The 21,580-nt window shown below is 62.1% G+C and carries 26 protein-coding genes; 20 read left to right on the top strand and 6 right to left on the bottom strand.

Annotated elements, in window-relative coordinates:
- Positions 1-65: 65 nt before the first annotated feature.
- The 5 genes from ACWHXP_RS16740 (at position 66) to upp (ending at position 5,182) form a co-directional block, all read left to right on the top strand.
- Entirely contained in the window at positions 66-1,097 is a 1,032-nt protein-coding gene (locus ACWHXP_RS16740) for an aminoglycoside phosphotransferase family protein (protein WP_088754622.1), read from the top strand.
- Positions 1,098-1,107: 10 nt separating this feature from the next.
- Complete coding sequence (murU, locus tag ACWHXP_RS16745) at positions 1,108-1,824, top strand: N-acetylmuramate alpha-1-phosphate uridylyltransferase MurU (protein WP_343724119.1); 717 nt, start codon at positions 1,108-1,110, stop codon at positions 1,822-1,824.
- Entirely contained in the window at positions 1,821-3,167 is a 1,347-nt protein-coding gene (pepP, locus tag ACWHXP_RS16750) for a Xaa-Pro aminopeptidase (protein ID WP_121037713.1), read from the top strand. The genes murU and pepP overlap by 4 nt, the downstream gene beginning before the upstream one ends.
- A gap of 107 nt (positions 3,168-3,274) precedes the next feature.
- On the top strand, positions 3,275-4,423 hold the full coding sequence (locus ACWHXP_RS16755) for an FAD-dependent monooxygenase (protein ID WP_489635492.1): 1,149 nt from the start codon (positions 3,275-3,277) through the stop codon (positions 4,421-4,423).
- A gap of 111 nt (positions 4,424-4,534) precedes the next feature.
- Positions 4,535-5,182: a uracil phosphoribosyltransferase gene (gene upp, locus ACWHXP_RS16760; protein WP_006461705.1), complete on the top strand. Its 648-nt coding sequence runs from the start codon at positions 4,535-4,537 to the stop codon at positions 5,180-5,182.
- Positions 5,183-5,267: 85 nt separating this feature from the next.
- Here upp and ACWHXP_RS16765 read toward each other — a convergent pair whose 3' ends face one another.
- From ACWHXP_RS16765 to ACWHXP_RS16780, 4 genes are all read right to left on the bottom strand, one after another.
- Entirely contained in the window at positions 5,268-6,707 is a 1,440-nt protein-coding gene (locus tag ACWHXP_RS16765) for an NAD(P)(+) transhydrogenase (Re/Si-specific) subunit beta (RefSeq protein WP_489635491.1), read from the bottom strand.
- Positions 6,704-7,018, bottom strand: coding sequence for an NAD(P) transhydrogenase subunit alpha part 2 (locus ACWHXP_RS16770; protein ID WP_489635490.1), 315 nt, complete (start codon positions 7,016-7,018; stop codon positions 6,704-6,706). Before ACWHXP_RS16770 ends, ACWHXP_RS16765 begins: the two co-directional genes overlap by 4 nt.
- A gap of 60 nt (positions 7,019-7,078) precedes the next feature.
- Entirely contained in the window at positions 7,079-7,441 is a 363-nt protein-coding gene (panD, locus tag ACWHXP_RS16775; protein ID WP_008325650.1) for an aspartate 1-decarboxylase, read from the bottom strand.
- An 84-nt stretch (positions 7,442-7,525) separates the two neighbouring features.
- A complete protein-coding gene (locus tag ACWHXP_RS16780) occupies positions 7,526-8,641 on the bottom strand; it encodes a Re/Si-specific NAD(P)(+) transhydrogenase subunit alpha (RefSeq protein WP_489635489.1) in 1,116 nt (371 codons plus the stop codon).
- 167 nt (positions 8,642-8,808) lie between these two features.
- Here ACWHXP_RS16780 and ACWHXP_RS16785 point away from each other — a divergent pair, with 167 nt between their 5' ends.
- From ACWHXP_RS16785 to bfr, 9 genes are all read left to right on the top strand, one after another.
- Positions 8,809-9,297, top strand: coding sequence for an NUDIX hydrolase (locus ACWHXP_RS16785; RefSeq protein WP_489624662.1), 489 nt, complete (start codon positions 8,809-8,811; stop codon positions 9,295-9,297).
- Between the two features lie 57 nt (positions 9,298-9,354).
- Positions 9,355-10,461, top strand: a complete 1,107-nt coding sequence (mnmA, locus tag ACWHXP_RS16790) for a tRNA 2-thiouridine(34) synthase MnmA (protein ID WP_489624661.1) — start codon at positions 9,355-9,357, stop codon at positions 10,459-10,461.
- Positions 10,462-10,680: 219 nt separating this feature from the next.
- Entirely contained in the window at positions 10,681-10,869 is a 189-nt protein-coding gene (gene hemP / locus ACWHXP_RS16795; protein WP_008325641.1) for a hemin uptake protein HemP, read from the top strand.
- Positions 10,870-10,967: 98 nt separating this feature from the next.
- Positions 10,968-11,288 (top strand): hypothetical protein, encoded by a 321-nt coding sequence (locus ACWHXP_RS16800; protein WP_088754613.1) that lies wholly within the window; start codon positions 10,968-10,970, stop codon positions 11,286-11,288.
- A 46-nt stretch (positions 11,289-11,334) separates the two neighbouring features.
- Positions 11,335-11,562 (top strand): (2Fe-2S)-binding protein, encoded by a 228-nt coding sequence (locus ACWHXP_RS16805; RefSeq protein ID WP_034332014.1) that lies wholly within the window; start codon positions 11,335-11,337, stop codon positions 11,560-11,562.
- Between the two features lie 9 nt (positions 11,563-11,571).
- A complete protein-coding gene (locus ACWHXP_RS16810) occupies positions 11,572-12,270 on the top strand; it encodes an energy transducer TonB (protein WP_121043053.1) in 699 nt (232 codons plus the stop codon).
- A gap of 95 nt (positions 12,271-12,365) precedes the next feature.
- Entirely contained in the window at positions 12,366-13,097 is a 732-nt protein-coding gene (locus ACWHXP_RS16815) for a MotA/TolQ/ExbB proton channel family protein (protein WP_039786252.1), read from the top strand.
- On the top strand, positions 13,097-13,513 hold the full coding sequence (locus ACWHXP_RS16820) for an ExbD/TolR family protein (RefSeq protein WP_034332017.1): 417 nt from the start codon (positions 13,097-13,099) through the stop codon (positions 13,511-13,513). Before ACWHXP_RS16815 ends, ACWHXP_RS16820 begins: the two co-directional genes overlap by 1 nt.
- Positions 13,514-13,789: 276 nt before the next feature.
- On the top strand, positions 13,790-14,269 hold the full coding sequence (bfr, locus tag ACWHXP_RS16825) for a bacterioferritin (protein WP_008325625.1): 480 nt from the start codon (positions 13,790-13,792) through the stop codon (positions 14,267-14,269).
- A gap of 95 nt (positions 14,270-14,364) precedes the next feature.
- Here bfr and ACWHXP_RS16830 read toward each other — a convergent pair whose 3' ends face one another.
- Complete coding sequence (locus tag ACWHXP_RS16830; RefSeq protein WP_134221387.1) at positions 14,365-14,979, bottom strand: glutathione S-transferase family protein; 615 nt, start codon at positions 14,977-14,979, stop codon at positions 14,365-14,367.
- Between the two features lie 241 nt (positions 14,980-15,220).
- On the opposite strand from ACWHXP_RS16830, the gene purB reads away from it, so the two are divergent.
- The 6 genes from purB to ACWHXP_RS16860 all read left to right on the top strand — a co-directional run bounded on the left by purB (position 15,221) and on the right by ACWHXP_RS16860 (position 20,871).
- Complete coding sequence (purB, locus tag ACWHXP_RS16835) at positions 15,221-16,588, top strand: adenylosuccinate lyase (RefSeq protein ID WP_034332021.1); 1,368 nt, start codon at positions 15,221-15,223, stop codon at positions 16,586-16,588.
- Between the two features lie 305 nt (positions 16,589-16,893).
- Entirely contained in the window at positions 16,894-17,418 is a 525-nt protein-coding gene (locus tag ACWHXP_RS16840) for a cytochrome b (protein WP_259434133.1), read from the top strand.
- Between the two features lie 63 nt (positions 17,419-17,481).
- Positions 17,482-18,054, top strand: coding sequence for a YceI family protein (locus ACWHXP_RS16845; RefSeq protein WP_489635488.1), 573 nt, complete (start codon positions 17,482-17,484; stop codon positions 18,052-18,054).
- A gap of 120 nt (positions 18,055-18,174) precedes the next feature.
- The gene (locus ACWHXP_RS16850; RefSeq protein ID WP_034332026.1) at positions 18,175-18,747 is read left to right on the top strand and encodes a YceI family protein; all 573 of its coding nucleotides are present in this window, start codon (positions 18,175-18,177) and stop codon (positions 18,745-18,747) included.
- Between the two features lie 220 nt (positions 18,748-18,967).
- Complete coding sequence (gene pdxH / locus ACWHXP_RS16855; protein WP_034332028.1) at positions 18,968-19,603, top strand: pyridoxamine 5'-phosphate oxidase; 636 nt, start codon at positions 18,968-18,970, stop codon at positions 19,601-19,603.
- 59 nt (positions 19,604-19,662) lie between these two features.
- The gene (locus tag ACWHXP_RS16860; protein ID WP_489624657.1) at positions 19,663-20,871 is read left to right on the top strand and encodes a class I SAM-dependent methyltransferase; all 1,209 of its coding nucleotides are present in this window, start codon (positions 19,663-19,665) and stop codon (positions 20,869-20,871) included.
- 95 nt (positions 20,872-20,966) lie between these two features.
- Here the strand turns inward: ACWHXP_RS16860 and msrA are convergent, their stop codons facing one another.
- Positions 20,967-21,500, bottom strand: a complete 534-nt coding sequence (gene msrA / locus ACWHXP_RS16865; protein WP_034332032.1) for a peptide-methionine (S)-S-oxide reductase MsrA — start codon at positions 21,498-21,500, stop codon at positions 20,967-20,969.
- Between the last annotated feature and the right edge of the window lie 80 nt (positions 21,501-21,580).

Genomic DNA, 21,580 nt, shown 5'->3' on the forward strand with positions numbered 1-21,580 from the left:
TTTTTGGGTTTAATCCCTTATTATATGGGAACTCAACCTCGTCAAACGATTTCCTCAGATAGTTCATGTCTTCACCTGGTTCCACCCCCGATCTCCGCCTGTCCGAATTGCAAGCCTGGCTGGCCACCCTGGCCGATACCCCGGTGCTGTCCTCCACCCTGCGCCCGGCCTCGGCCGACGCCAGCTTCCGCCGTTATTTCCGGGTGGACACACCCGACGGCGGCAGTGCCATCGTGATGGATGCCCCGCCGCCGCAGGAGGACGTCCGTCCCTTCGTGAAGGTCGCCGGCCTCTTCGGCGAGACCGGGGTGACCGTGCCGAAGGTACTGGCGCAGGATACCGAGCGCGGCTTCCTGCTGCTCTCGGACCTGGGTTCCACGACCTACTTGTCGCAGCTCTCGGCCGACAGCGCGCACGCACTATACATGGATGCGATCGAGGCCCTGGTACTTTTACAAGCGCAAAGCAAGCCCGAGGCCCTGCCCGAATACGACCGCCCGCTGCTGCTGCGCGAGCTGGAACTGTTCCGCGAGTGGTATATCGGCAAGCACCTGGGCGTGACCCTCACCGACGAGCAGAACGCGGTGCTGGACAAGACCTTCGACGCCATCCTGGCCAACAACCTGGCGCAGCCCCAGGTCTACGTGCACCGCGACTATCATTCACGCAACCTGATGGTGCTGCCCAAGGGCAACCCGGGCATCCTGGACTTCCAGGATGCGGTCTACGGTCCCATCACCTACGACCTGGTCTCGCTGCTGCGCGATGCCTACATCCAGTGGGATGAGGAAATGGTGCTGGACTGGGCCATCCGCTACTGGGAAAAGGCGCGCCGCGCTGGCCTGCCGGTCACGCCGGACATCGATACCTTCTACCGCGACTTCGAATGGATGGGCCTGCAGCGCCACCTGAAGGTGCTGGGGATCTTCGCGCGCCTGTGGCATCGCGACGGCAAAGATGGCTACCTGAAGGACATCCCGCTGGTCATGGAATACACCCTCAAGACCGCGCGCCGCTACGTGGCCTTCACGCCGCTGGTGCGCCTGATCGAGAAGCTCGAACAGGAACACGCGCCCAAGTTCGGCTACACCTTCTGAGGCGCCCCGCATGAAAGCCATGATCTTCGCAGCCGGCCGCGGCGAGCGCATGCGTCCGCTGACCGATACCTGCCCCAAGCCGCTCCTGAAAGTACGCGGCCGCCCGCTGATCGTCTGGCAGATCCTCTCGCTGGTACGCGCCGGCATCACCGAGATCGTCATCAATCACGCCCACCTGGGCCAGATGATCGAAGACACCCTCGGTGACGGCAGCCGTTATGGCGCAAAGCTCTTTTATTCACCCGAAAAGACCGCGCTGGAAACGGCAGGCGGTATCGCCCAGGCCCGCCACCTGCTGGGTGAAGAACCTTTCATAGCGGTCTCCGGCGACATCTGGTGCCCGCACTTCGACTACAGCGAACTGCTGACCGTGCTGGAAGACGAGGACCCGTGGGGCAATCCGCTGCCGCAAGACAAGCGTGACCTGGCCTGGCTGTACCTGGTCAAGAATCCGCCCTTCCATCCCGAGGGGGATTTCGCATTGAACAACTTCGCCATCGCCAACGAGGGCCAGCCGAAGCTGACTTTTGCCAACATCGGCGTGTATCGCCCGGAAATGTTCGACGGCATCGCGCCCGGCAGCCACGCCAAACTGGGGCCGCTGCTGCGCCAGTACGCCGACCAGGGCCGCATCGGCGGCGATGTGTATCGCGGCGACTGGCACAACGTCGGCACCATCGATCAACTGGAAGCACTGAACCTGCCACCGCAAGGAACCCGACCATGAGCTTCGACGCCACCCCCTTCGCCGCCCGCCGCGCGCGCCTCTTGGCCAGCCTGCAACAAGCCGGGGGCGGCGTGGCCATCATCCCGACCGCGCCCGAGGTGATGCGCAATCGGGATGCCGATTATCCGTATCGCCACGACAGCTACTTCTACTACCTGACCGGCTTCACCGAGCCCGAAGCCGTACTCGTACTGGTGGCCGGCAAGGAAAACCGCAGCATCCTGTTCTGCCGCGACAAGAACCTGGAACGCGAAATCTGGGACGGCTACCGCCACGGCCCGCAGGCCGCGCAGCAGCTCTTCGCGCTCGATGCAGCCCATCCGATCGAGGAGCTGGACAAGAACATGCCCGCCCTGCTCTCCGACGCCCGCGCCGTCTACTACGCGCTCGGCCAGGACGACCAGCGCGATGCCCAGTTGCAGCGCTGGCTGCAGGGCGTACGCGCACTGGCGCGCAGCGGCGTGTCCGCGCCCGGCGCGGTGGTCGATGTGAGCGTGCTGCTGGATGACATGCGCCTCTTCAAGGACGCCTACGAGATCGACGTGATGAAGCGCGCCGGCATCATTTCCGCCGAGGCGCATTGCCGCGCCATGCGCATCTGCCGTCCCGGCCTGCGCGAATATCACCTGGAAGCCGAACTGCTGCACGAATTCCGCCGCAACGGTTCGCAGTATCCGGCCTATGGCTCCATCGTCGCCACCGGCGCCAACAGCTGCGTGCTGCACTATCGCGCGGGCGACGCCGAAATCAAGGACGGCGACCTGGTCCTGATCGACGCCGGCTGCGAACTGGACAGCTACGCCGCCGACATCACCCGCACCTTCCCGGCCAATGGCAAGTTCAGCGGGCCGCAGAAGGCGCTCTACGAGATCGTGCTGGCCGCGCAAGCCGCCGCCATCGCCGAGACCGCACCCGGCAAACGTTTCATGGATGGCCATGACGCCGCCGTGCGCGTGCTGGCGCAGGGCATGCTCGATACCGGCTTGCTGGACAAATCCAAGGTCGGCTCGCTGGAAGACGTGATCGAAAAAGGCGACTATCGCCAGTTCTACATGCATCGCACCGGCCACTGGCTGGGCATGGATGTGCATGACGTGGGCGACTATCGCGATCCCGCCACCGCCGATGGCAGCAAGCCCTGGCGCACGCTGCAGCCGGGCATGGTGCTGACCATCGAACCGGGCATCTACGTGCGTCCCGGCGAGGGCGTGCCGGAGCAGTTCTGGAACATCGGCATCCGCATCGAGGATGATGCGCACGTCACCCCCTCCGGCTGCGAATTGCTGACCACGGGCGTGCCCACCAAGGTCGATGACATTGAAGCGCTGATGCGCCAGGCTTAAGCGCCCGTCTCCCCAGGGCCGCGCATGCGCCGGATCAAGCCCGGCCGGCGCGGCTCCGCTACAATGAGGCCTTCCTGAATCTTCTGCAGAAGGCATTTCCCGGCATCATGGAATCCGTCGATTTCGACCTCATCATCTGCGGCGGTGGCCCGGTCGGCCAGAGCGTGGCCGGCCTCTTGGCGCGCCGCCAGTTGTCCGCCGCGCGCATCGCTCTGGTGGACATGAAGTCTCCTGAACAAGCCGCCGCTGACCCGCGCACCATTGCCCTTTCCTACGGCAGCCGCCAGATCCTCGATGAACTGGCTGCCTGGGACGACATCGGCCTCAGTGCCACCGCCATCGAACAGATCCACGTCTCGCGCCGTGGCCACTTCGGCCGCACCCTGCTGGACCGCAATGATTACCACTTGCCCGCGCTGGGCTACGTGGCGCGCTATGGCGAGGTCAACCGCGCCCTTGCCTCGGCCATCGCACCGCTGGGACTGACCCAGATGCGCCCCGCCGAAGCACAGGAGATCACGGAAGAAGAAGACCAAGTCGCCGTCACCCTCAAGGATGGACGCGTACTGCGAGCGCAACTGGTGATCCAGGCCGAGGGTGGCGTCTTCGGAGAACAGCAGCAAAAAAGCCTGCAGCGCGACTACCAGCAACTGGGCATCATCGCGCACGTGCAGGCCGATGGCGTGATCGCCCATCGCGCCTTTGAACGCTTCACCGATGAAGGCCCGCTGGCCCTGCTGCCGCAGGATGATGGCTATGCGCTGGTGTGGTGCGTACGTCCTGCCACCGGCGAAGCATTGCTGGCGCTGGACGATGCCGCCTTCCTCGCGTCCCTGCAGCGCACCTTCGGCGAGCGGGTGGGCCGATTCACCCGCATCAGCGTACGCCACGCCTTCCCGCTGGGCTTGAACGCCCGCCCCGGCCAGAGCCGGCGCGTGGTGGCCATCGGCAACGCTGCACAAACCCTGCATCCGGTCGCCGGCCAGGGCCTGAACCTGGGCTTGCGCGACGCCCGCGTGCTGGCCGATGTGCTGGCGCGCGAGGTCTCTCCCGAAGCCTTGCAGGCCTTCGAGCGCCAGCGCGGGCAGGATCGCGGCCTGACCATTCGCCTGACCGACCTGATGGCGCGCATCTTTGCCGGCTCGCCCCAAGGTTCGCCCCTGCAGGCGGCACTGGGCCTGTCGCTGGGCGCGATCGACCTGCTGCCGGCAGCACGCGGCTTGCTGGCCGAACAGATGATGTTCGGTCGCCGATGAGGTGAACAATGCTGCAGTTGCGCGACGTCCCGGCGTCGCGCAGGCGGTCAGGAAATGCGACAATGCTGACTTGCGGCACCCGCCGCTCCACCCAGCAGATACGCATTTGCCATGAAACAAGACCCGCGCTTCAAGAACCTCTTCATCCTCGACCATCCGCTGATCCAGCACAAGCTGTCGCACATGCGCGACAAGCGCACCTCCACCCGCACCTTCCGCGACCTGCTGCGCGAGATCACGCTGCTGATGGGTTACGAAATCACGCGCGACCTGCCGCTGACCACCGAGACCATCGAAACCCCGCTGGTGACCTATGAAGCGCCGGTAATCGCCGGCAAGAAGCTGGCCGTGGTGCCGGTGCTGCGTGCGGGCGTGGGCATGAGCGATGGCCTGCTGGAACTGATCCCCTCGGCGCGCGTGGGCCATATCGGCGTCTATCGCGACGAGAATCACCTGCCAGTGGAATACCTGGTGCGCCTGCCGGACCTGCAGGACCGCATCATGATCCTGTGCGACCCCATGGTTGCCACCGGCAACTCGGCCGTCTATGCGGTGGATGCCCTGAAGAAGCGCGGCGTGCCGGCTTCGCATATCGTCTTCGTGGCCCTGGTCGCGGCACCGGAAGGCGTGCAGGTGTTCGCTGATGCGCATCCGGATGTGAAGCTTTACGTCGCTTCCCTGGATTCCCACCTGGATGAGGATGCCTACATCGTGCCAGGGTTGGGCGATGCGGGGGATCGCATTTTCGGGACCAAGTAAGCAGCACCTTCGGACTTCACGGATCCAAGACAAAACGGGTTGCGCATCACTGCGCAACCCGTTTTTCCATTGAGGCCGGGGAAGATCAGTCCACCGCCTTGACCATGTCCTCGATGACCTTCTTGGCATCGCCAAAGACCATCATGGTCTTGTCCATGTAGAACAGTTCATTGTCCAGACCTGCATAACCCGCTGCCATGGAGCGCTTGTTCACGATCACGGTCTTGGCCTTGTAGGCTTCCAGGATCGGCATGCCGGCAATGGGCGACTTGGGATCCTTGGCCGCCGGGTTGACCACGTCATTGGCCCCCAGCACCAGCACCACATCGGCCTGGGCGAATTCGCTGTTGATGTCTTCCATCTCGAACACCTGGTCATAGGGCACCTCGGCCTCAGCCAACAGCACGTTCATGTGGCCCGGCATGCGGCCTGCCACCGGGTGGATTGCGTATTTCACGGTCACGCCGTTGTGGGTCAGCTTTTCGGTCAGTTCCTTCAGTGCGTGCTGCGCGCGTGCGACGGCAAGCCCGTAACCCGGCACGATGATGACGGTTTCTGCATTTCCCATCAGGAACGCCGCATCGTCGGCCGATCCCGACTTGACGTCGCGCTGCTGCTGCGCCCCACCACCGGCGGCCGCCGCTTCACCGCCAAAGCCGCCCAGGATCACGTTGAAGAAGGACCGGTTCATCGCCTTGCACATGATGTAGGACAGGATCGCGCCGGAGGAACCGACCAGCGAACCGGCGATGATGAGCATGGAGTTGTTCAGCGAAAAACCGATGCCCGCCGCCGCCCAGCCGGAATAGCTGTTGAGCATCGAGACCACCACCGGCATGTCCGCCCCGCCAATCGGGATGATGATGAGCACGCCCAGCGCAAAGGCGATGGCGGCCATGATGATGAAGGGCAGCCAGTTTTGCGTCAGCACGAAGATGATGCCGAAACCGATCATGGCCACCGCCAGCAGCAGGTTCAGGAAATGCTGGCCGGCGAAGTTGACCGGCGCACCCTGGAACAGGCGGAACTTGTACTTGCCCGAGAGCTTGCCGAAAGCGATCACCGAACCCGAGAAGGTGATGGCCCCCACGAAGGTACCGATGAACAGTTCGACCCGGTTGCCCACCGGGATCAGCTGCCCGTGCGCCGAAATTCCCAGCGCCCACGGCTCGGCCACCGCCGCCACCGCGATACAGACCGCCGCCAGACCGATGAGCGAATGCATCGCCGCCACCAGTTCGGGCATCTTGGTCATCTCGACGCTGCGCGCCAGATAAGCGCCGATGCCGCCACCGACGATCACGCCGCCAGCCACCAGCAGGTAGCCGATATCACCGGAAGGATTGGATCCCTCCCCCTTGATCTTGACGATCAGCGCCAGCGTGGTCAGCACGGCGATGACCATGCCGGCGATGCCGAAACTGTTGCCACGGCGCGCCGTGGCCGGGTGCGAGAGACCCTTCAGGGCCTGGATGAAACAGATCGATGCGATCAGGTACAGCAGGGTCACCAGGTTCATGCTCATGCTCGTTCTCCCGACTTGGCCTTGGGCGCTTTCTTCTTGAACATTTCCAGCATGCGCTGGGTCACCATGAAGCCGCCGAACACGTTCACCGCCGCCAGCGCCACGGCCAGCGTGCCGGCAATGCGCCCGACCGTGCCTTCGGTGAGGCCCGCGGCCAGCATGGCGCCGATGATGATGATGGCCGAGATGGCATTGGTCACCGCCATCAGGGGTGTGTGCAAGGCCGGGGTCACCGTCCAGACCACGTGGTAGCCAACGTAGATGGCCAACACGAAGATGATCAGGTTGATGATGGTGTGGCTGACTTCCATGGTGTTCCTCCTTGTGAGGCAGCCCGCTGGTGAAACGGGCCGCATGGTTCTTGTCGAGGGTCAGATCGCCTTGAGGCTGGTGATGCGGTTCTTGTCGTCCACGAAGACCACCTTGGGCTTGTAGCTGGCGACTTCTTCATCGCTCATCGGGGCGTAGGTACAGATGATGAGCAGGTCGCCCAGGTGCGCCAGGCGGGCCGCCGCGCCGTTCAACGAGATCTCGCCGCTGCCGCGCTTGCCGCGAATGGCATAGGTGGAGAAACGTTCACCGTTGTTGACGTTGTAGAGTTCGATCTTCTCGAACTCGCGGATGTCAGCGGCTTCCAGCAGGTCTTCGTCGATCCCGCAGGAACCTTCATAGTTCAGGTCGCACTGGGTGACCGAGGCGCGATGGATCTTCGCGCGCAGCATGATGCGTTGCATGTACTTCTTCCTTCTTGTTTCAAAAGTGATGGGCGTGAGGGGACTGAAAACGCCCGGGTTTTCTGCCGACCCGGGCCGGCAGATTCATTTGCGCAGGATCTCGCCACCCTGGCAGAGCAGCGTGGCCGCGACGATATCGTCTTCCTTGTTGATGACCAGCTTGCCTTCGGCATCGATGATCAGTTTCAGGAAGTCGAGCACGTTGCGCGCGTACAGGGCCGAGGCATCGGCCGCCACCAGGGCCGCCAGGTTGCCTTCGCCGATGATGTGCACGCCGTGCTTGATGACGGTCTTGCCGGGTTCCGACAAGGGACAGTTGCCGCCCTGGTCGACCGCCATGTCCAGGATCACCGAACCGGGCTTCATGGCCTTGACGGTCTCCTCGCTGATCAGCACCGGGGCCTTGCGGCCGGGGATCAGGGCGGTGGTGATGATGATGTCGGCCTGTTTGGCGCGTTCGTGGACCAGCTCGGCCTGGCGCTTCATCCAGTCCGGCGGCATGGGGCGGGCATAGCCGCCCACGCCCTGGGCGATTTCCTTTTCTACCTCGGTCAGGAAGGGCACGTCCAGGAATTTGGCCCCCAGCGATTCGATCTGCTCCTTGACCGCCGGACGCACGTCGGAGGCTTCAATCACCGCCCCCAGCCGCTTGGCCGTAGCGATGGCCTGCAGGCCGGCCACGCCGGCCCCCATGATGAGCATGCGCGCGGCCTTGACGGTACCGGCGGCGGTCATCAGCATGGGCATGAAGCGTTGATAGGTGTTGGCCGCCATCAGCACGGCCTTGTAGCCGGCAATGTTGGCCTGCGAGGACAGCACGTCCAGCGATTGCGCACGAGTGGTGCGGGGCGCGGCTTCGAGGCCGAAGGCGGTGAGGCCGGCGGCGGCCATGGCGGCGATGTTGTCGGCATCGAAGGGATTCAACATGCCGACGACCACGGTACCCGGCTTGAGACGAGCGCGTTCGCCCTCATTGGGGGCGCGCACCTTGAGCAGGATCTCGGCGGTATAGACCGCTTCGGCGCTGCCGATGCTGGCGCCGACGGCCACATAGGCCTCGTCAGGAATGCTGGATTTGACCCCGGCGCCGGACTCCACCATCACTTCGTGCCGGGCCGCCACCAGTTTCTTGACGGTTTCGGGGGTGGCGGCGACACGGGTTTCTCCGTCCCGGCTTTCGGCGGGGATCGCTATCCTCATTCCTGACTCCTTTTTTTGTGGATTCTTGGCCCAATCTTACACGACTCGCCTTGTGCGGCGAGAAATTGGCGGGCAGGCAAGAAAGCCCGGCGATCCCGCGCCGTGGCGGCCCGGGCGCTGAAGAGTCGGCCCTGACAGGGTAAAATGGCGGATTCACGAGGTCATCAATGTCTGAAGTCTGGAAACCCTCTGTCACCGTGGCCGCCATCATCGAGCGCGACGGCCGCTTCCTGATGGTGGAAGAGCACAGCGCCGGCGGACTGCGCATCAACCAGCCGGCCGGCCACCTGGAACCGGGCGAGTCCCTGATCGAGGCAGCCGTGCGCGAAGCGCTGGAAGAATCGGCGCATGTCTTCACACCGACGGCGCTGGTGGGGACTTATCTTTCACGCAACGTGTCGTCCTCGCGCGGCGGCCGGTCGGTCACCTACCTGCGCTTTGCCTTTGCGGGAACGGTCGGCGAAGCCCTGGACCGGCCGCTGGACGAGGGCATCGTGCGCGCCGTCTGGATGACACGCGACGAACTGGCCGCCTGCGCCGAACGGCATCGCAGCCCGTTGGTGTTGCGTTGCGTGGACGATTACCTGGCCGGCCAGCGCGCACCGCTGGAACTGGTGCATACGGATCCCAGCGCCATCGGCGCCCTGCCCGGCTGAGGCGGGCGCATCACTTGGCGGACCTCTTTATGGATGGCCGCATTGAACGGAAACAACATGAGCAAGAAAAGAGTAGTCATCGGCATGTCGGGCGGCGTGGATTCGTCGGTTTCGGCATGGCTGCTGAAGGAGCAAGGCTATGAGGTCATCGGCCTGTTCATGAAGAATTGGGAAGACGACGACGATTCTGAATACTGTTCCACCCGGGAAGACTGGATCGACGCGGTCAGCGTGGCCGATGTGGTCGGGGTGGATATCGAGGCAGTGAATTTTGCTTCCGAATACAAGGATCGCGTCTTCGCCGAATTCCTGCGTGAATACCAGGCCGGGCGCACGCCCAATCCTGACGTGCTGTGCAATGCCGAGATCAAGTTCAAGGCCTTCCTCGACCACGCCATGAAGCTGGGTGCCGATCTGATCGCGACCGGTCACTACGCGCGCGTGCGCCAGGGGCCGCAGGGCGACTTCCAGTTGCTCAAGGCGCTCGACGCCAGCAAGGACCAGAGCTATTTCCTGCATCGCCTGAACCAGGAGCAGCTCTCGCGCACGGTGTTCCCCCTGGGCGAGATCCACAAGACCGAAGTGCGCAAGATCGCCGAGCAGCTGCAACTGCCAAACGCGAAGAAGAAGGATTCAACCGGCATCTGCTTCATCGGCGAGCGCCCTTTCCGTGAATTCCTGAACCGTTACCTTTCCTACAAGCCCGGCCCCATCAAGACCGCCGACGGCCAGACCGTGGGCCAGCACGTGGGCCTGTCCTTCTATACGCTGGGCCAGCGCAAGGGGATCGGCATCGGTGGCCTGAAGGCGCACCAGAATGCCGATGGCCATGGCGATGCCTGGTACGTGGCCCGCAAGGACGTGGAAAACAACACCCTCTACATCGTCCAGGGGCATGACCACCCCTGGCTGCTCTCGCCGACCCTCTCGGCCGGCCAGATCAGTTGGGTCGCAGGCCATGCGCCGCAACTGCCGGCCTTGTCGGCCAAGACGCGCTATCGCCAGGCGGATGTTCCCTGTGGTTTTGCCGATGCCGGCAGCAGCTTCTCGCTGGCCTTCGACACCCCGCAATGGGCGGTCACGCCGGGCCAGTCGGCAGTGCTCTATGACGGCGACGTCTGCCTGGGGGGCGGCATCATCGAAAGCGGAGCCCTGCCGGATTAAGCTTTCATAGAGGCAACTATCGGATGCCCCGCGCGCGATCTTCGCGCCGGGGCATTTTCTTTTGGACAAGCTTGACAGCCTTGATAGGCTGGAAGTGTTTCCTGCACGACCCTAAATGATAAAAATTATCAATCACACCGATAAAAGGGCTTGCAATCCCGCCGCAAATCGCAAATAATCTAAATAAGAATTGTTCGCATTTAATAGGAGGTGATTGTAATGAGCCAACTGAACGACAACAGCATGGACCGTCGCAACAAGCCGGGCACGACCGCCAACGGAACGCCGATCACCCGCATCAAGAGTACGGACCTGTTCCGTCAGATGCGCGAGCTTGAGATTGATCACGGCGGTCGCATCTATAAATTGCGTCTGACCCAGCTGAACAAGCTGATCCTGACGGCGTAAGCCGGCAGTATCAGGACAAGGTGGATCCATAAACAGGCCAGCCAGCGTCGTTCGTCATGACGCACCGCCAGCCAAGCTAGCCCAGCGAGGAGAGTTTGATGGTCAACGAGAACATGACGTCCACGTTCGTGGAACCGAGCAACGCACCGGCCCAGCCTGAACTTCTGGTGTCCGCCGTGCTGCATCTGATGTCGCACTACACCGCCAACAACAGCCAGGAAACGCAGAGCTGCGTGAAGCTGGCCTCGGTGATCGAAAGACACCTCAAGGCCCTGGCGGACCTGCCCAACCTGGCACCGGTGCTGCGGGCCACCTGCCAGCAGCTGTCGGAACAATGGGCACATGTAGTGGAACGCACGATGCCACCGCAGGAAAAATTCAACTTCTTCTCGCGCATGGTTGCAGGAGCGAGAACTTAGCCATCGTCAAGTCAAGAGCCTGATGAAGCAGGCAGCAAGGCGTAAAATGATCGTATGTGTTTGTAACAACATCTCTGAAGGCAAGATCCATCAGGCGGTCGATGCAGGCGTGTCGTCCATGGCCGAGCTGCGCAAGCAGCTTGGCGTGGGCACCTGCTGCGGCAAGTGCCATTCCTGCGCCAAGAACGTCCTGCGCGAATGCCTCAGCAGTTCCCGTCAAACACAGCAAGGTGTGCGTCCGGTAGTATTCCATCCGTCACTGGCCGCTGCCTGAACCAGATCAATGAACGCCATTTCACCGTCTCTCATGAGTGTCAGCCCACCCAGCGCCCTGATGCGCCAGGCACGCAAGATCGGCCCGCTGGGCCTGATCATCCTGTTGCACATTGCCTTCTTCTGGGCGCTGCAAAGCGGCCTGGTCCACCAGGTTGCCAGCGCCGTTCCCAAGGAAGTCATCGCCACCTTCATCGTCCCCGAGAAGGCCCCTGAGCCCGCGCCGCCCAAGGCCGAGCCGGCCCCGCCCAAGCAGGTGAAGATCGTCAAGAAGGTGGTGGCACCGCCCAAGCCGGTTCCCGTCACCGAAACGCCGGCACCAACTGCCATCACTGCGCCGCCCCAGCCGCCGCAACCGGCCGCACCGGCTCCACAGGTGGCTGCCGAACCGACGCCGGCCCCGGCCGCACCGCCTGGCCCGGTCCTGCCCAAGCAGATCACTTCCGGCATCGAATATATCGAGAAGCCGAACCCGACGTATCCCAGCGTCTCGCGCCGCATGGGTGAAGAAGGCGTGGTGGAATTCCGCGTGACAGTCAACACCAGCGGCCGTGCCGAAAAGGTCGAGATCACCAAGTCTTCCGGCTACTCGCGCCTGGACGATGCCGCCCGCAGCGCCGTGATGCGCGCCGTCTTCAAGCCTTACATCGAGAACGGCAAGGCCATCACCGTCAGCACGGTCGGCAGCCTGGCCTTCCGCCTGAACTGAGCAAAGCATCTCGCCTGGCCGGGTCTTGCCCGGCCAGGCAGTCATTTCGTTTCATCATTCCCCTCATCTGATAGCCAAAAATAGAAGGAAACATCATGGAAGTTAGTCCGTACGGATTGGAAAGCCTCTGGGCCCAAGGCGATTTCGTTACCAAGGGCGTCGCCGTCCTGTTGCTGGCCATGTCGATCGCGTCCTGGTACGTGATCTTCACCAAGGCCTTCCAGCTGCTGCGTTTCCGCAAGGCCTCGGCCGCCGCCGGTCACCAGTTCTGGGATACCACCAGCCTGCCCGAAGGCGTGGCCACCCTGGGCCATGACAATCCCTTCGCCGAAGTCGCCAAGGCCGGTGTCACTGCCATGAGCCACCACACCGCCCACAAGGGCCACCTGCACGATCAACTGTCGGTGAGCGACTGGGTCACCCTGTCGCTGCGCCAAGCCATCGATGAAGCCTCCGGCAAGCTGCAGACCGGCATGGCAGTATTGGCCTCGGTCGGCTCGACCGCACCGTTCGTGGGCCTGTTCGGCACCGTCTGGGGCATCTACCACGCGCTGGTCTCCATCGGCACCACCGGCCAGGCCAGCATCGACAAGGTCGCCGGCCCGGTCGGCGAAGCCCTGATCATGACCGCACTGGGCCTGGCCGTGGCCATTCCCGCCACCTTCGGCTACAACGCCCTGGTGCGCGGCAACAAGACCACCATCGCCAAGCTCAACAAGTTCGGCTTCGACCTGCACGCCCTGTTCGTCACCGGCGCCCGCGCCGCCGGTGAAGACGGCCAGCCCAATGGCGGCAAGGCCAAGCTGACCGCAGTCGGGAGGGCATGATGGGTATGGGTTCCCTGTCCGATTCGGACGACGATTTCAATCCCGAGATCAACACCACGCCGCTGGTGGACGTGATGCTGGTCTTGCTGATCATCTTCATCATCACCATCCCGGTGATGAACCATGCGGTCAAGATCGACCTGCCCAAGGCCAGCAGCCAGCCGGACCAGGTCAAGCCGGAAAGCATCAACCTGTCCATCGATGCGGCCGGCAACGTGTTCTGGAATGAAGAAAAGATCGACAGCAGCGAACTGAGCGCCCGCATCGCCGTGGCCGCCCAGAAGCAGCCGCAACCGGAAATGCACCTGCGCGCCGAGCGCACCACCCAGTATGAAAAGGTGGCGCAGGTGATGTCGGCGGCGCAGTCTGGTGGGCTGACCAAGATCGGTTTCGTGACGGATCCTGACAAGAAATAAACTTCAGCAGTCGCTACACCCAAGGGAAGTGCCACCCCGGCACTTCCCGGCAAGCCCTGCCCCACGGGCCTGCAACCGAAAACCTCCCTCGCCTGGCGACGGAGGTTTTTTGCTTTTTCCTTCATACGCCAACCAAAGTAAGAATGATTAGCGATAATTCTTGCTGAACAATGCAGGCATCTGGACTATGATCCGTCGGTCCGCGGTCAGGCAGCTATACAGTCACCCATAATTAACGCGGTTTTCCTCTTACATCAATTTTTAAAGGTAATCCCCATGAAAGGCGATCCCGCAGTCATCAAGTTGCTCAATGCTCAACTGACCAATGAGCTCACGGCCATCAACCAGTACTTCCTGCATGCCCGCATGTACAAGCACTGGGGCCTGGACAAGATCGGTGCCAAGGAATACGCCGAATCCATCGGCGAAATGAAGCACGCTGACAAGCTGATCGACCGCATCCTGATGCTGGACGGCTTGCCCAACCTGCAGGCGCTGCACAAGCTGATGATCGGCGAGAACACCCAGGAAATGCTGCAGTGTGACCTGAAGCTGGAGCAGGCGGCCCACAAGACCGTCAAGGAAGGCATCGCCACCTGCGAACAGCATGGCGATTACGTCTCGCGCGAACTGTTCCAGATGATCCTGGACGACACCGAAGAACACATCGACTGGCTGGAAACCCAACTGGACCTGATCGACAAGGTCGGCATCCAGAATTACCTGCAAAGCCAGATGTCCCCGGCCAGCGAGTAATCGCAAGCAGCCCAGGGCAAACAAAAAGCGCGCTCCTCGGAGCGCGCTTTTTTACGTCATCGCCAAACTTGGCCAAGGGCCCATGGCCCTGCACCTCACAGATGCGGTACGGTTTCCTTGAAGCTGGTCCGTTCCGACACCTTGTCGAACAGCCGCGCCAGTTGCGGATAATCCTCACGCCAGGCCAGGTCGGGGAAGCGGAACGCCAGCCACCCCAGCGCACAGCCCACGGCCACGTCCGCCAGGGTGTAATGGTTGCCCACGCAGAAGGGCTTTTCTCCCAGGCCATCGGCCATCGCCTTCAACGAAGCTTCCACCTTGCTCCACTGGCGCTTGATCCATTCCGGGCTCTGCTGCTTGGTCGGACGCAGGGTCTTTTCCAGGCGTACCAGCACGGCGGCATCCAGGGCGCCATCGGCCAGCGCTTCCCAGCACTTGATCTCGGCGCGCTCGCGGCCATTGGGCGGCAGCAGCTTGCCGACCGGCGTCAGGGTGTCGAGATATTCGACGATCACCCGCGAATCGAACATGGCACCGCCATCATCCATCAGCAGGCAGGGCACCTTGCCCAGCGGATTGCTTTCCTGGATGGTGGTCGATGCACTCCAGACATCTTCCAGGATGAATTCGTAATCGATCTTTTTTTCGGCCATCACGACGCGCACCTTGCGCACGAACGGACTGGCATTGGAGCCGATGAGTTTTAGCATAGCGTGAGGAGTAATAATCTCATTCGATTATAACATTCGCATTTCCTGACAAATTTATGAAGAATCGCGCCAGGAACGGAATGCAACGGTCCATCAGGACTGGGCCGGACGGGAAAATTGGGCCGGCCGGCGTGCCGATGGTAAAATGCCGGGCTCAGGCGATTCGGGTTTTGGCATAAAAGCCTGCCAAAACTCGCCAATCTTCAGTCAACGCATCTCTTCCGTTTCCATCGTTTCCATCATGTCCCTCTCCGCTCTCTCGGCCCTGTCCCCGCTGGACGGCCGCTACGCCTCCAAGACCGATCAACTGCGTCCGCTGCTGTCTGAAGCGGGCTTCATGCACCATCGCGTGAAGGTCGAGATTGCCTGGCTGCAGGCGCTGTCCGAAGCTGGTTTCGCCGAGATCAAGCCGTTCTCGCCTGAGGCCCGCGCGCTGCTGGACAAGCTGGCTGCCGACTTCACCGAAGCCGACGCCGCCCGCATCAAGGAAATCGAAGCCGTCACCAACCACGACGTCAAGGCCGTGGAATACTGGCTCAAGGAACAAGTGAAGGATGTGCCCGAACTGGTGGCCGCCTCCGAATTCATTCACTTCGCCTGCACCTCCGAAGACATCAACAACACCTCGCACGGCATGATGTTGAAGGCCGCGCGCGACACCGTGCTGCTGCCCTCGCTGCAAGCCGTGATCGCCAAGCTGACCGCCCTGGCCCACGAACACGCGGCAGTGCCGATGCTCTCGCGCACCCACGGCCAGCCGGCCAGCCCCACCACCCTGGGCAAGGAAGTGGCCAACGTCGTGGCGCGCCTGCAACGTGCCGCCAAGCGCATCGCCAGCGTCGAGATCCTGGGCAAGATGAACGGTGCCGTCGGCAACTACAACGCCCACCTGTCGGCCTACCCGCAGACCGACTGGGCCGCTTTCTCCAAGGAAGTCGTGGAAAAGCGCCTGGGCCTGACCTTCAACCCCTACACCATCCAGATCGAGCCGCACGACTACATGGCCGAACTGTTCGATGCCGTGGCCCGCACCAACACCATCCTGCTGGACCTGAACCGCGATATCTGGGGCTACATCTCCCTGGGCTACTTCAAGCAGCGCACCAAGGCTGGCGAAATCGGTTCCTCGACCATGCCGCACAAGGTCAACCCGATCGATTTTGAAAACTCCGAAGGCAACCTGGGCATGGCCAACGCCGTGCTGAAGCACCTGGCCGAGAAGCTGCCGGTCTCGCGCTGGCAGCGTGACCTGACCGACTCCACCGTGCTGCGCAACATCGGCGTGGGCTTCGGCTACACCCTGCTGGCCTACGACAGCTGCCTGCGCGGCCTGAACAAGCTGGAAGTGAATCCGCAACGCCTGGCCGACGACCTCGACGCCACCTGGGAAGTGCTGGCCGAGCCGGTGCAGACCGTCATGCGCCGCTATGGCATCGAAAATCCGTATGAGCAGCTGAAGGAACTGACCCGCGGCAAGGGCATTTCCAAAGACGCGCTGCGCGACTTCATCAATGGCCTGGCCATCCCGCAAGAAGCCAAGGACCACCTCCTGGCCATGACCCCGGCCAACTACATCGGTACCGCCGTGGAACTGGCCAAGCAGATCTGATAGTTCATATCAACGATTAGCAAAATGCACGAATGGCGCACAGCAATGTGCGCCATTTTTCATTTGTGCGGCCACAATCCTGAATCATTGTTAGGATTACTCGCAAAAACGGATGGCTGAAGTGCCATTTCGGCGAGTAATGCGAGCAGCGAAAGCTCTTTATACTCAGCAGAGTCAAAAAGAGTGGCATGATCGCTTGCCGCCCGGAATCTTCGCGGATTTCGCGACGCCAGCCCGGCCTGCCCGCCCTGCAGAACCATTGCAGAGCCAGCCGCTCCAAACGCCACCACCGCTCGCCACATCCTATGGAACGCTATACCAAACCCGCCGTGCTGTTGCACTGGCTGATTGCCCTGTTGATCATCTCCGCCTTCGGCCTGGGGCTGACCATGGTCGACATTCCCGGCCTGACCCCGACCAAGCTGAAGTATTTTTCCTGGCACAAGTGGCTGGGCGTGACCGTACTGGCGCTGGTCTGCGTGCGTCTGCTGTGGCGTCTCACGCACAAGGCACCGGCCTATCCGGCCAACATGCCGGGCTGGCAACAGTCGGCGGCACACGGGCTGCACCTTGGCCTGTACGTGCTGATGTTCGCCATTCCCGTCTCCGGTTATTTCTACAGCCTGGCCGCCGGCGTACCGGTGGTCTACCTGGGCGTGGTGCCGCTGCCGGTGCTGATTGCCCCGAATCCGGAGTGGAAGCCGCTGCTCAAGGCCACCCACTACTGGCTCAACATGACCCTGCTGGCCGCCTTTGCCCTGCACGTGCTGGCCGCGCTCAAGCACCAGTTCATCGATCGTGACAAACTCTTCAAACGCATGCTGCCCTGATCCCCTGCACGCCGCACGCTACGCAAGATCATTCATATTGCTCGTTTTTTTACGGAACCCGACATGACCTCCACTCGCTCCACCCGCTTCCTCAAACCCACTCTGCTGGCCTTGGCCGCTGCTGCCTTCACCCTCTCCGCCCACGCAGCCCCGCTGAAGGTGGATGCCGCCAAGAGCAGCGTCACTGCCACCTTCAAGCAGCTCAACGTCCCGGTCGATGCCAAGTTCAAGAAATTCAACGCCGCCATCGACTTCGACGCCGCCAAGCCGGAACAAGGCAAGGCGTCGGTGGAGATCGACGTCGCCAGCTTCGACCTGGGTGAAGCCGAGTACAACAAGGAAGTGCAAAAGAAGGAATGGTTCAACGCCGCCCAATACCCCAAGGCCAGTTTCGTGGCCAGCAGCATCAAGGCCGCTGGCGCCGGCAAGTATGACGTGGCCGGCAAGCTGACCATCAAGGGCAAGAGCACCGATGTCAGCTTCCCGCTGACCGTCAAGAAGGACGGAGCCGCCCAGGTCTTCGACGGTGCCCTGCCCATCAAGCGCCTGACCTACAACGTCGGTGAAGGCGAGTGGAAGGATACCGGCATGGTGGCCGATGAAGTGACGATCAAGTTCCACATCGTGGCCCAGTAATTCGTAGCAGCAGCATCAGCAGCCTCAACAACATCAATAAAAGTCGTTCCGCGCCATGACGCACCGCCCTGCAAGGGGCGGGCTCCCCTGCGGTTTTTTTCACTCAAGGAATCCAAACAAATGAAACTGAATCACCTCCTGCTCGCCCTGGTCGCCGCCGGTGCCGCCGTCTCCGCCAACGCTGCCGACACCTACAGCATCGACCCCAGCCACACCTACCCCAGCTTCGAAGCGGACCACATGGGCGTGTCCATCTGGCGCGGCAAGTTCGACAAGACCAGCGGCACCGTGACCCTGGATCGCGCTGCCAAGACCGGCACCGTCGACATCACCATCGATACCGCCTCCATCGACTTCGGCATGGCCAAGATGAACGATCACGCCAAGAGCGCCGACATGTTCGACGTCGCCAAGTACCCGACCGCCCAATACAAGGGCAACATCAAGTTCAACGGCGACAAGCCGGCCACCGTCGAAGGCGAACTGACCCTGCACGGCGTGACCAAGCCGGTCACCCTGACCCTGAACAAGTTCACCTGCATCCAGCACCCGATGCTCAAGCGTGAAGTGTGCGGTGGCGATGCGTCGGCCTCCTTCAACCGCGCCGACTTCGGTATCGACTACGGTGCCAAGTATGGTTTCTCGATGGAGACCAAGCTGGCCATCCAGGTCGAAGCCGTCAAGACCAACTGATCCTGCTCGCGCTTGCCTGAAGCGGCCGGACCTGCTCCGGCCCCGGCAAACCACGAAAGCCGATGCGATAATGCATCGGCTTTTTTATTGGCGCGCCTTGCTTGCGATCATGGAGCAAGCGGCCGCCAGGCCGCACAATGGCTCGCATTCGCCGTTTTGCTGCTCTGCAAAACATTTTGAAACGCGCTAATCTAGCGCCACTCCCCAAGGAGCAAGAAGCATGTCGTTAGCTGACCTACGTAAAGACTACAGCCGCGCCAGTTTGTCCGAACTCGACACTGCCGCCGATCCCGTTGACCAGTTTGCAGTCTGGTTCGACGAAGCGACCAAGGCGCAGATCCCCGAGCCCAACGCCATGAGCGTGGCCACCGTGGGGGCTGATGGACGGCCGTCGTCGCGCATCGTGCTGATCAAGCAGTTCGATCAGCTGGGCTTTACCTGGTTTACCAATTACGACAGCCGCAAGGGCGTCGATGTGGCGGAGAATCCGTACGTGGCGCTGCTGTTCCACTGGGTCGAACTTGAACGCCAGGTCCGCATCGAAGGAAAGATCGAGCGCGTGACCAAGGAAGAGAGCGACGCGTACTTCTACAGTCGCCCCCTGGCCAGCCAGCTCGGCGCGATCGCCTCGCAGCAGAGCCGGACCGTGGCCAGCCGCGAGACGCTGGAACAGCAATACGAAGCAACCAAGCAGCAATTCGGGGACCACCCGACCCGCCCGGAACATTGGGGCGGCTACCGGGTGATTCCCGATCGCATCGAATTCTGGCAAGGCCGCCCCTCCCGCATGCACGACCGCGTGCTCTACACGCGCTCCGATGATGGCCAGTGGCAACGGCAGCGCCTGCAGCCCTGAGGACATCGCACGATGCCTGGCAGGGCCGATCAGCATTCATCACTGACGCGGAGGACATCGTGTTTTGGGAAAAGAAGCTAGACGCCTGGGTAGAAAACATTCGCAATGTGTCGGCCCTGCCACTGCGGCTGGAGCTGTGGAACGGACAGCATTACGACTTCAGCAGCGGTACGCCTGAAGTCACGCTCAAGGTTCCGCACGCTTCAGCCATCACTTCACTGCTCAAGCCGTCGCTGGCCAACCTGGGCGAGGCCTACGTCGAAGGCAAGATCGAGGTCGAGGGCAAGGTCAAGAGCATCATCCAGGTCGCCAACGGTCTGGCTTCCAACACCCTCAAGGCCGAGGGCCGGCTGGGCCGCATGGTGCGCAGCGTGACGCACACCAAAAAGCGGGACGCCGAAGCCATCCAGTATCACTACGACGTTTCCAACGATTTCTACAAGCTGTTCCTGGACGAGAACATGGTGTATTCCTGCGCCTACTTCGAGAACGGCGACGAGGATCTCGCCACGGCCCAGCTCAAGAAGATCGACCACATCCTGGAGAAGATCCAGCTCAAGCCCGGCCACACATTGCTCGACATCGGCTGCGGCTGGGGTGCGCTGGTCTTGCGGGCGGCGCAGAAATTCGGTGCGCGCTGCGTGGGCGTGACGCTTTCCAGGAACCAGTACGCCCTGGCGCGCGAGCGGGTGGAAGCGGCCGGGCTCGGCGACCGCATCGAGATTCGCCTGCAGGACTACCGTGACGTCACCGGCACCTTTGACCGCATCACCTCGGTGGGCATGTTCGAGCATGTGGGCATCAAGAATTTGCCGACGTATTTTGCCCAGATCAGGAAGCTGCTGGCCGATGGCGGCATGGCCATGAACCACGGCATCACCAGCACCGACATCGAGAATGGCGAGTCGCCCTATGGGGCCGGTGAATTCATCGACAAGTACGTGTTCCCCGCCGGCGAACTGCCGCACATCAGCACGGTGCTGCGGACCATGCAGGAAGGCGGCCTGGAAGCCTTCGACGTCGAAAACCTGCGACGCCACTATGCCCGCACCTGCAGCCTGTGGGCCGACAATTTCGAAGCCAACGCCGACGCCATCCACCGCGTGACCGACGAGAAGCGCTACCGTATCTGGCGCGTTTACCTGGCCGGCAGCGCCTACGGTTTCGAACGCGACTGGATCTCGCTGTATCAGGTCATCTGCACCAAGGCCGGCCGCAGCGCACAGCAGCTGCCGTGGTCGCGCAGGTACATCTACGCACAACAATAAGCATTCGCCAGCCCCATCAAGCAACGGGCCTGCCCTCTTCCCGGAGGCAGGCCCGTTGTACGTAGTACTTGGGACGTCGTAACGCCGGCGAGAATTTATTCCGGCTTGCTCTTCTCGGCAAACACCTCACGCAGCTTGGCCACCTTGGGCGCCACCACGAAAGCGCAGTAACCCTGGAAGGGATGCTGCACGAAGTAGTTCTGGTGATAGTCCTCGGCGCGATAGTAGGTCTGCGGCGGCGACAGTTCGGTCACGATGGGCGCATCCCACACCAGGGCCATCTCGGCGATGATGTGCTTGGCCGTCTCATGCTGGGTCTCGTCCTGATAGTAGATGACTGAACGATACTGCGTACCGACGTCATTGCCCTGGCGGTTCAGCGTGGTCGGGTCATGGATGGTGAAGAAAATTTCCAGAATCTCGCGGAAGCTGATCTGCTGCGGATCGAAGGCCAGCTTGACTACTTCCGCATGCCCGGTCTGGCCGCCGCACACCTGCTCGTAGCTGGGATTGACCACACTGCCGCCGGTATAGCCGGACTCCACCGACTGCACGCCCTTGACCTGCTGGTACACCGCTTCCAGGCACCAGAAGCAGCCGCCGCCGAGTACTGCAATTTCCGTGGCCATGATGTTCTCCCGTTAAGTTGCTTGTTATAAAACTTTACTCCAATTCAGCACCTCAAGTGAGGCCGATGTGAAGCATTCTC

Source organism: Herbaspirillum sp. Her2, assembly GCF_057961375.1.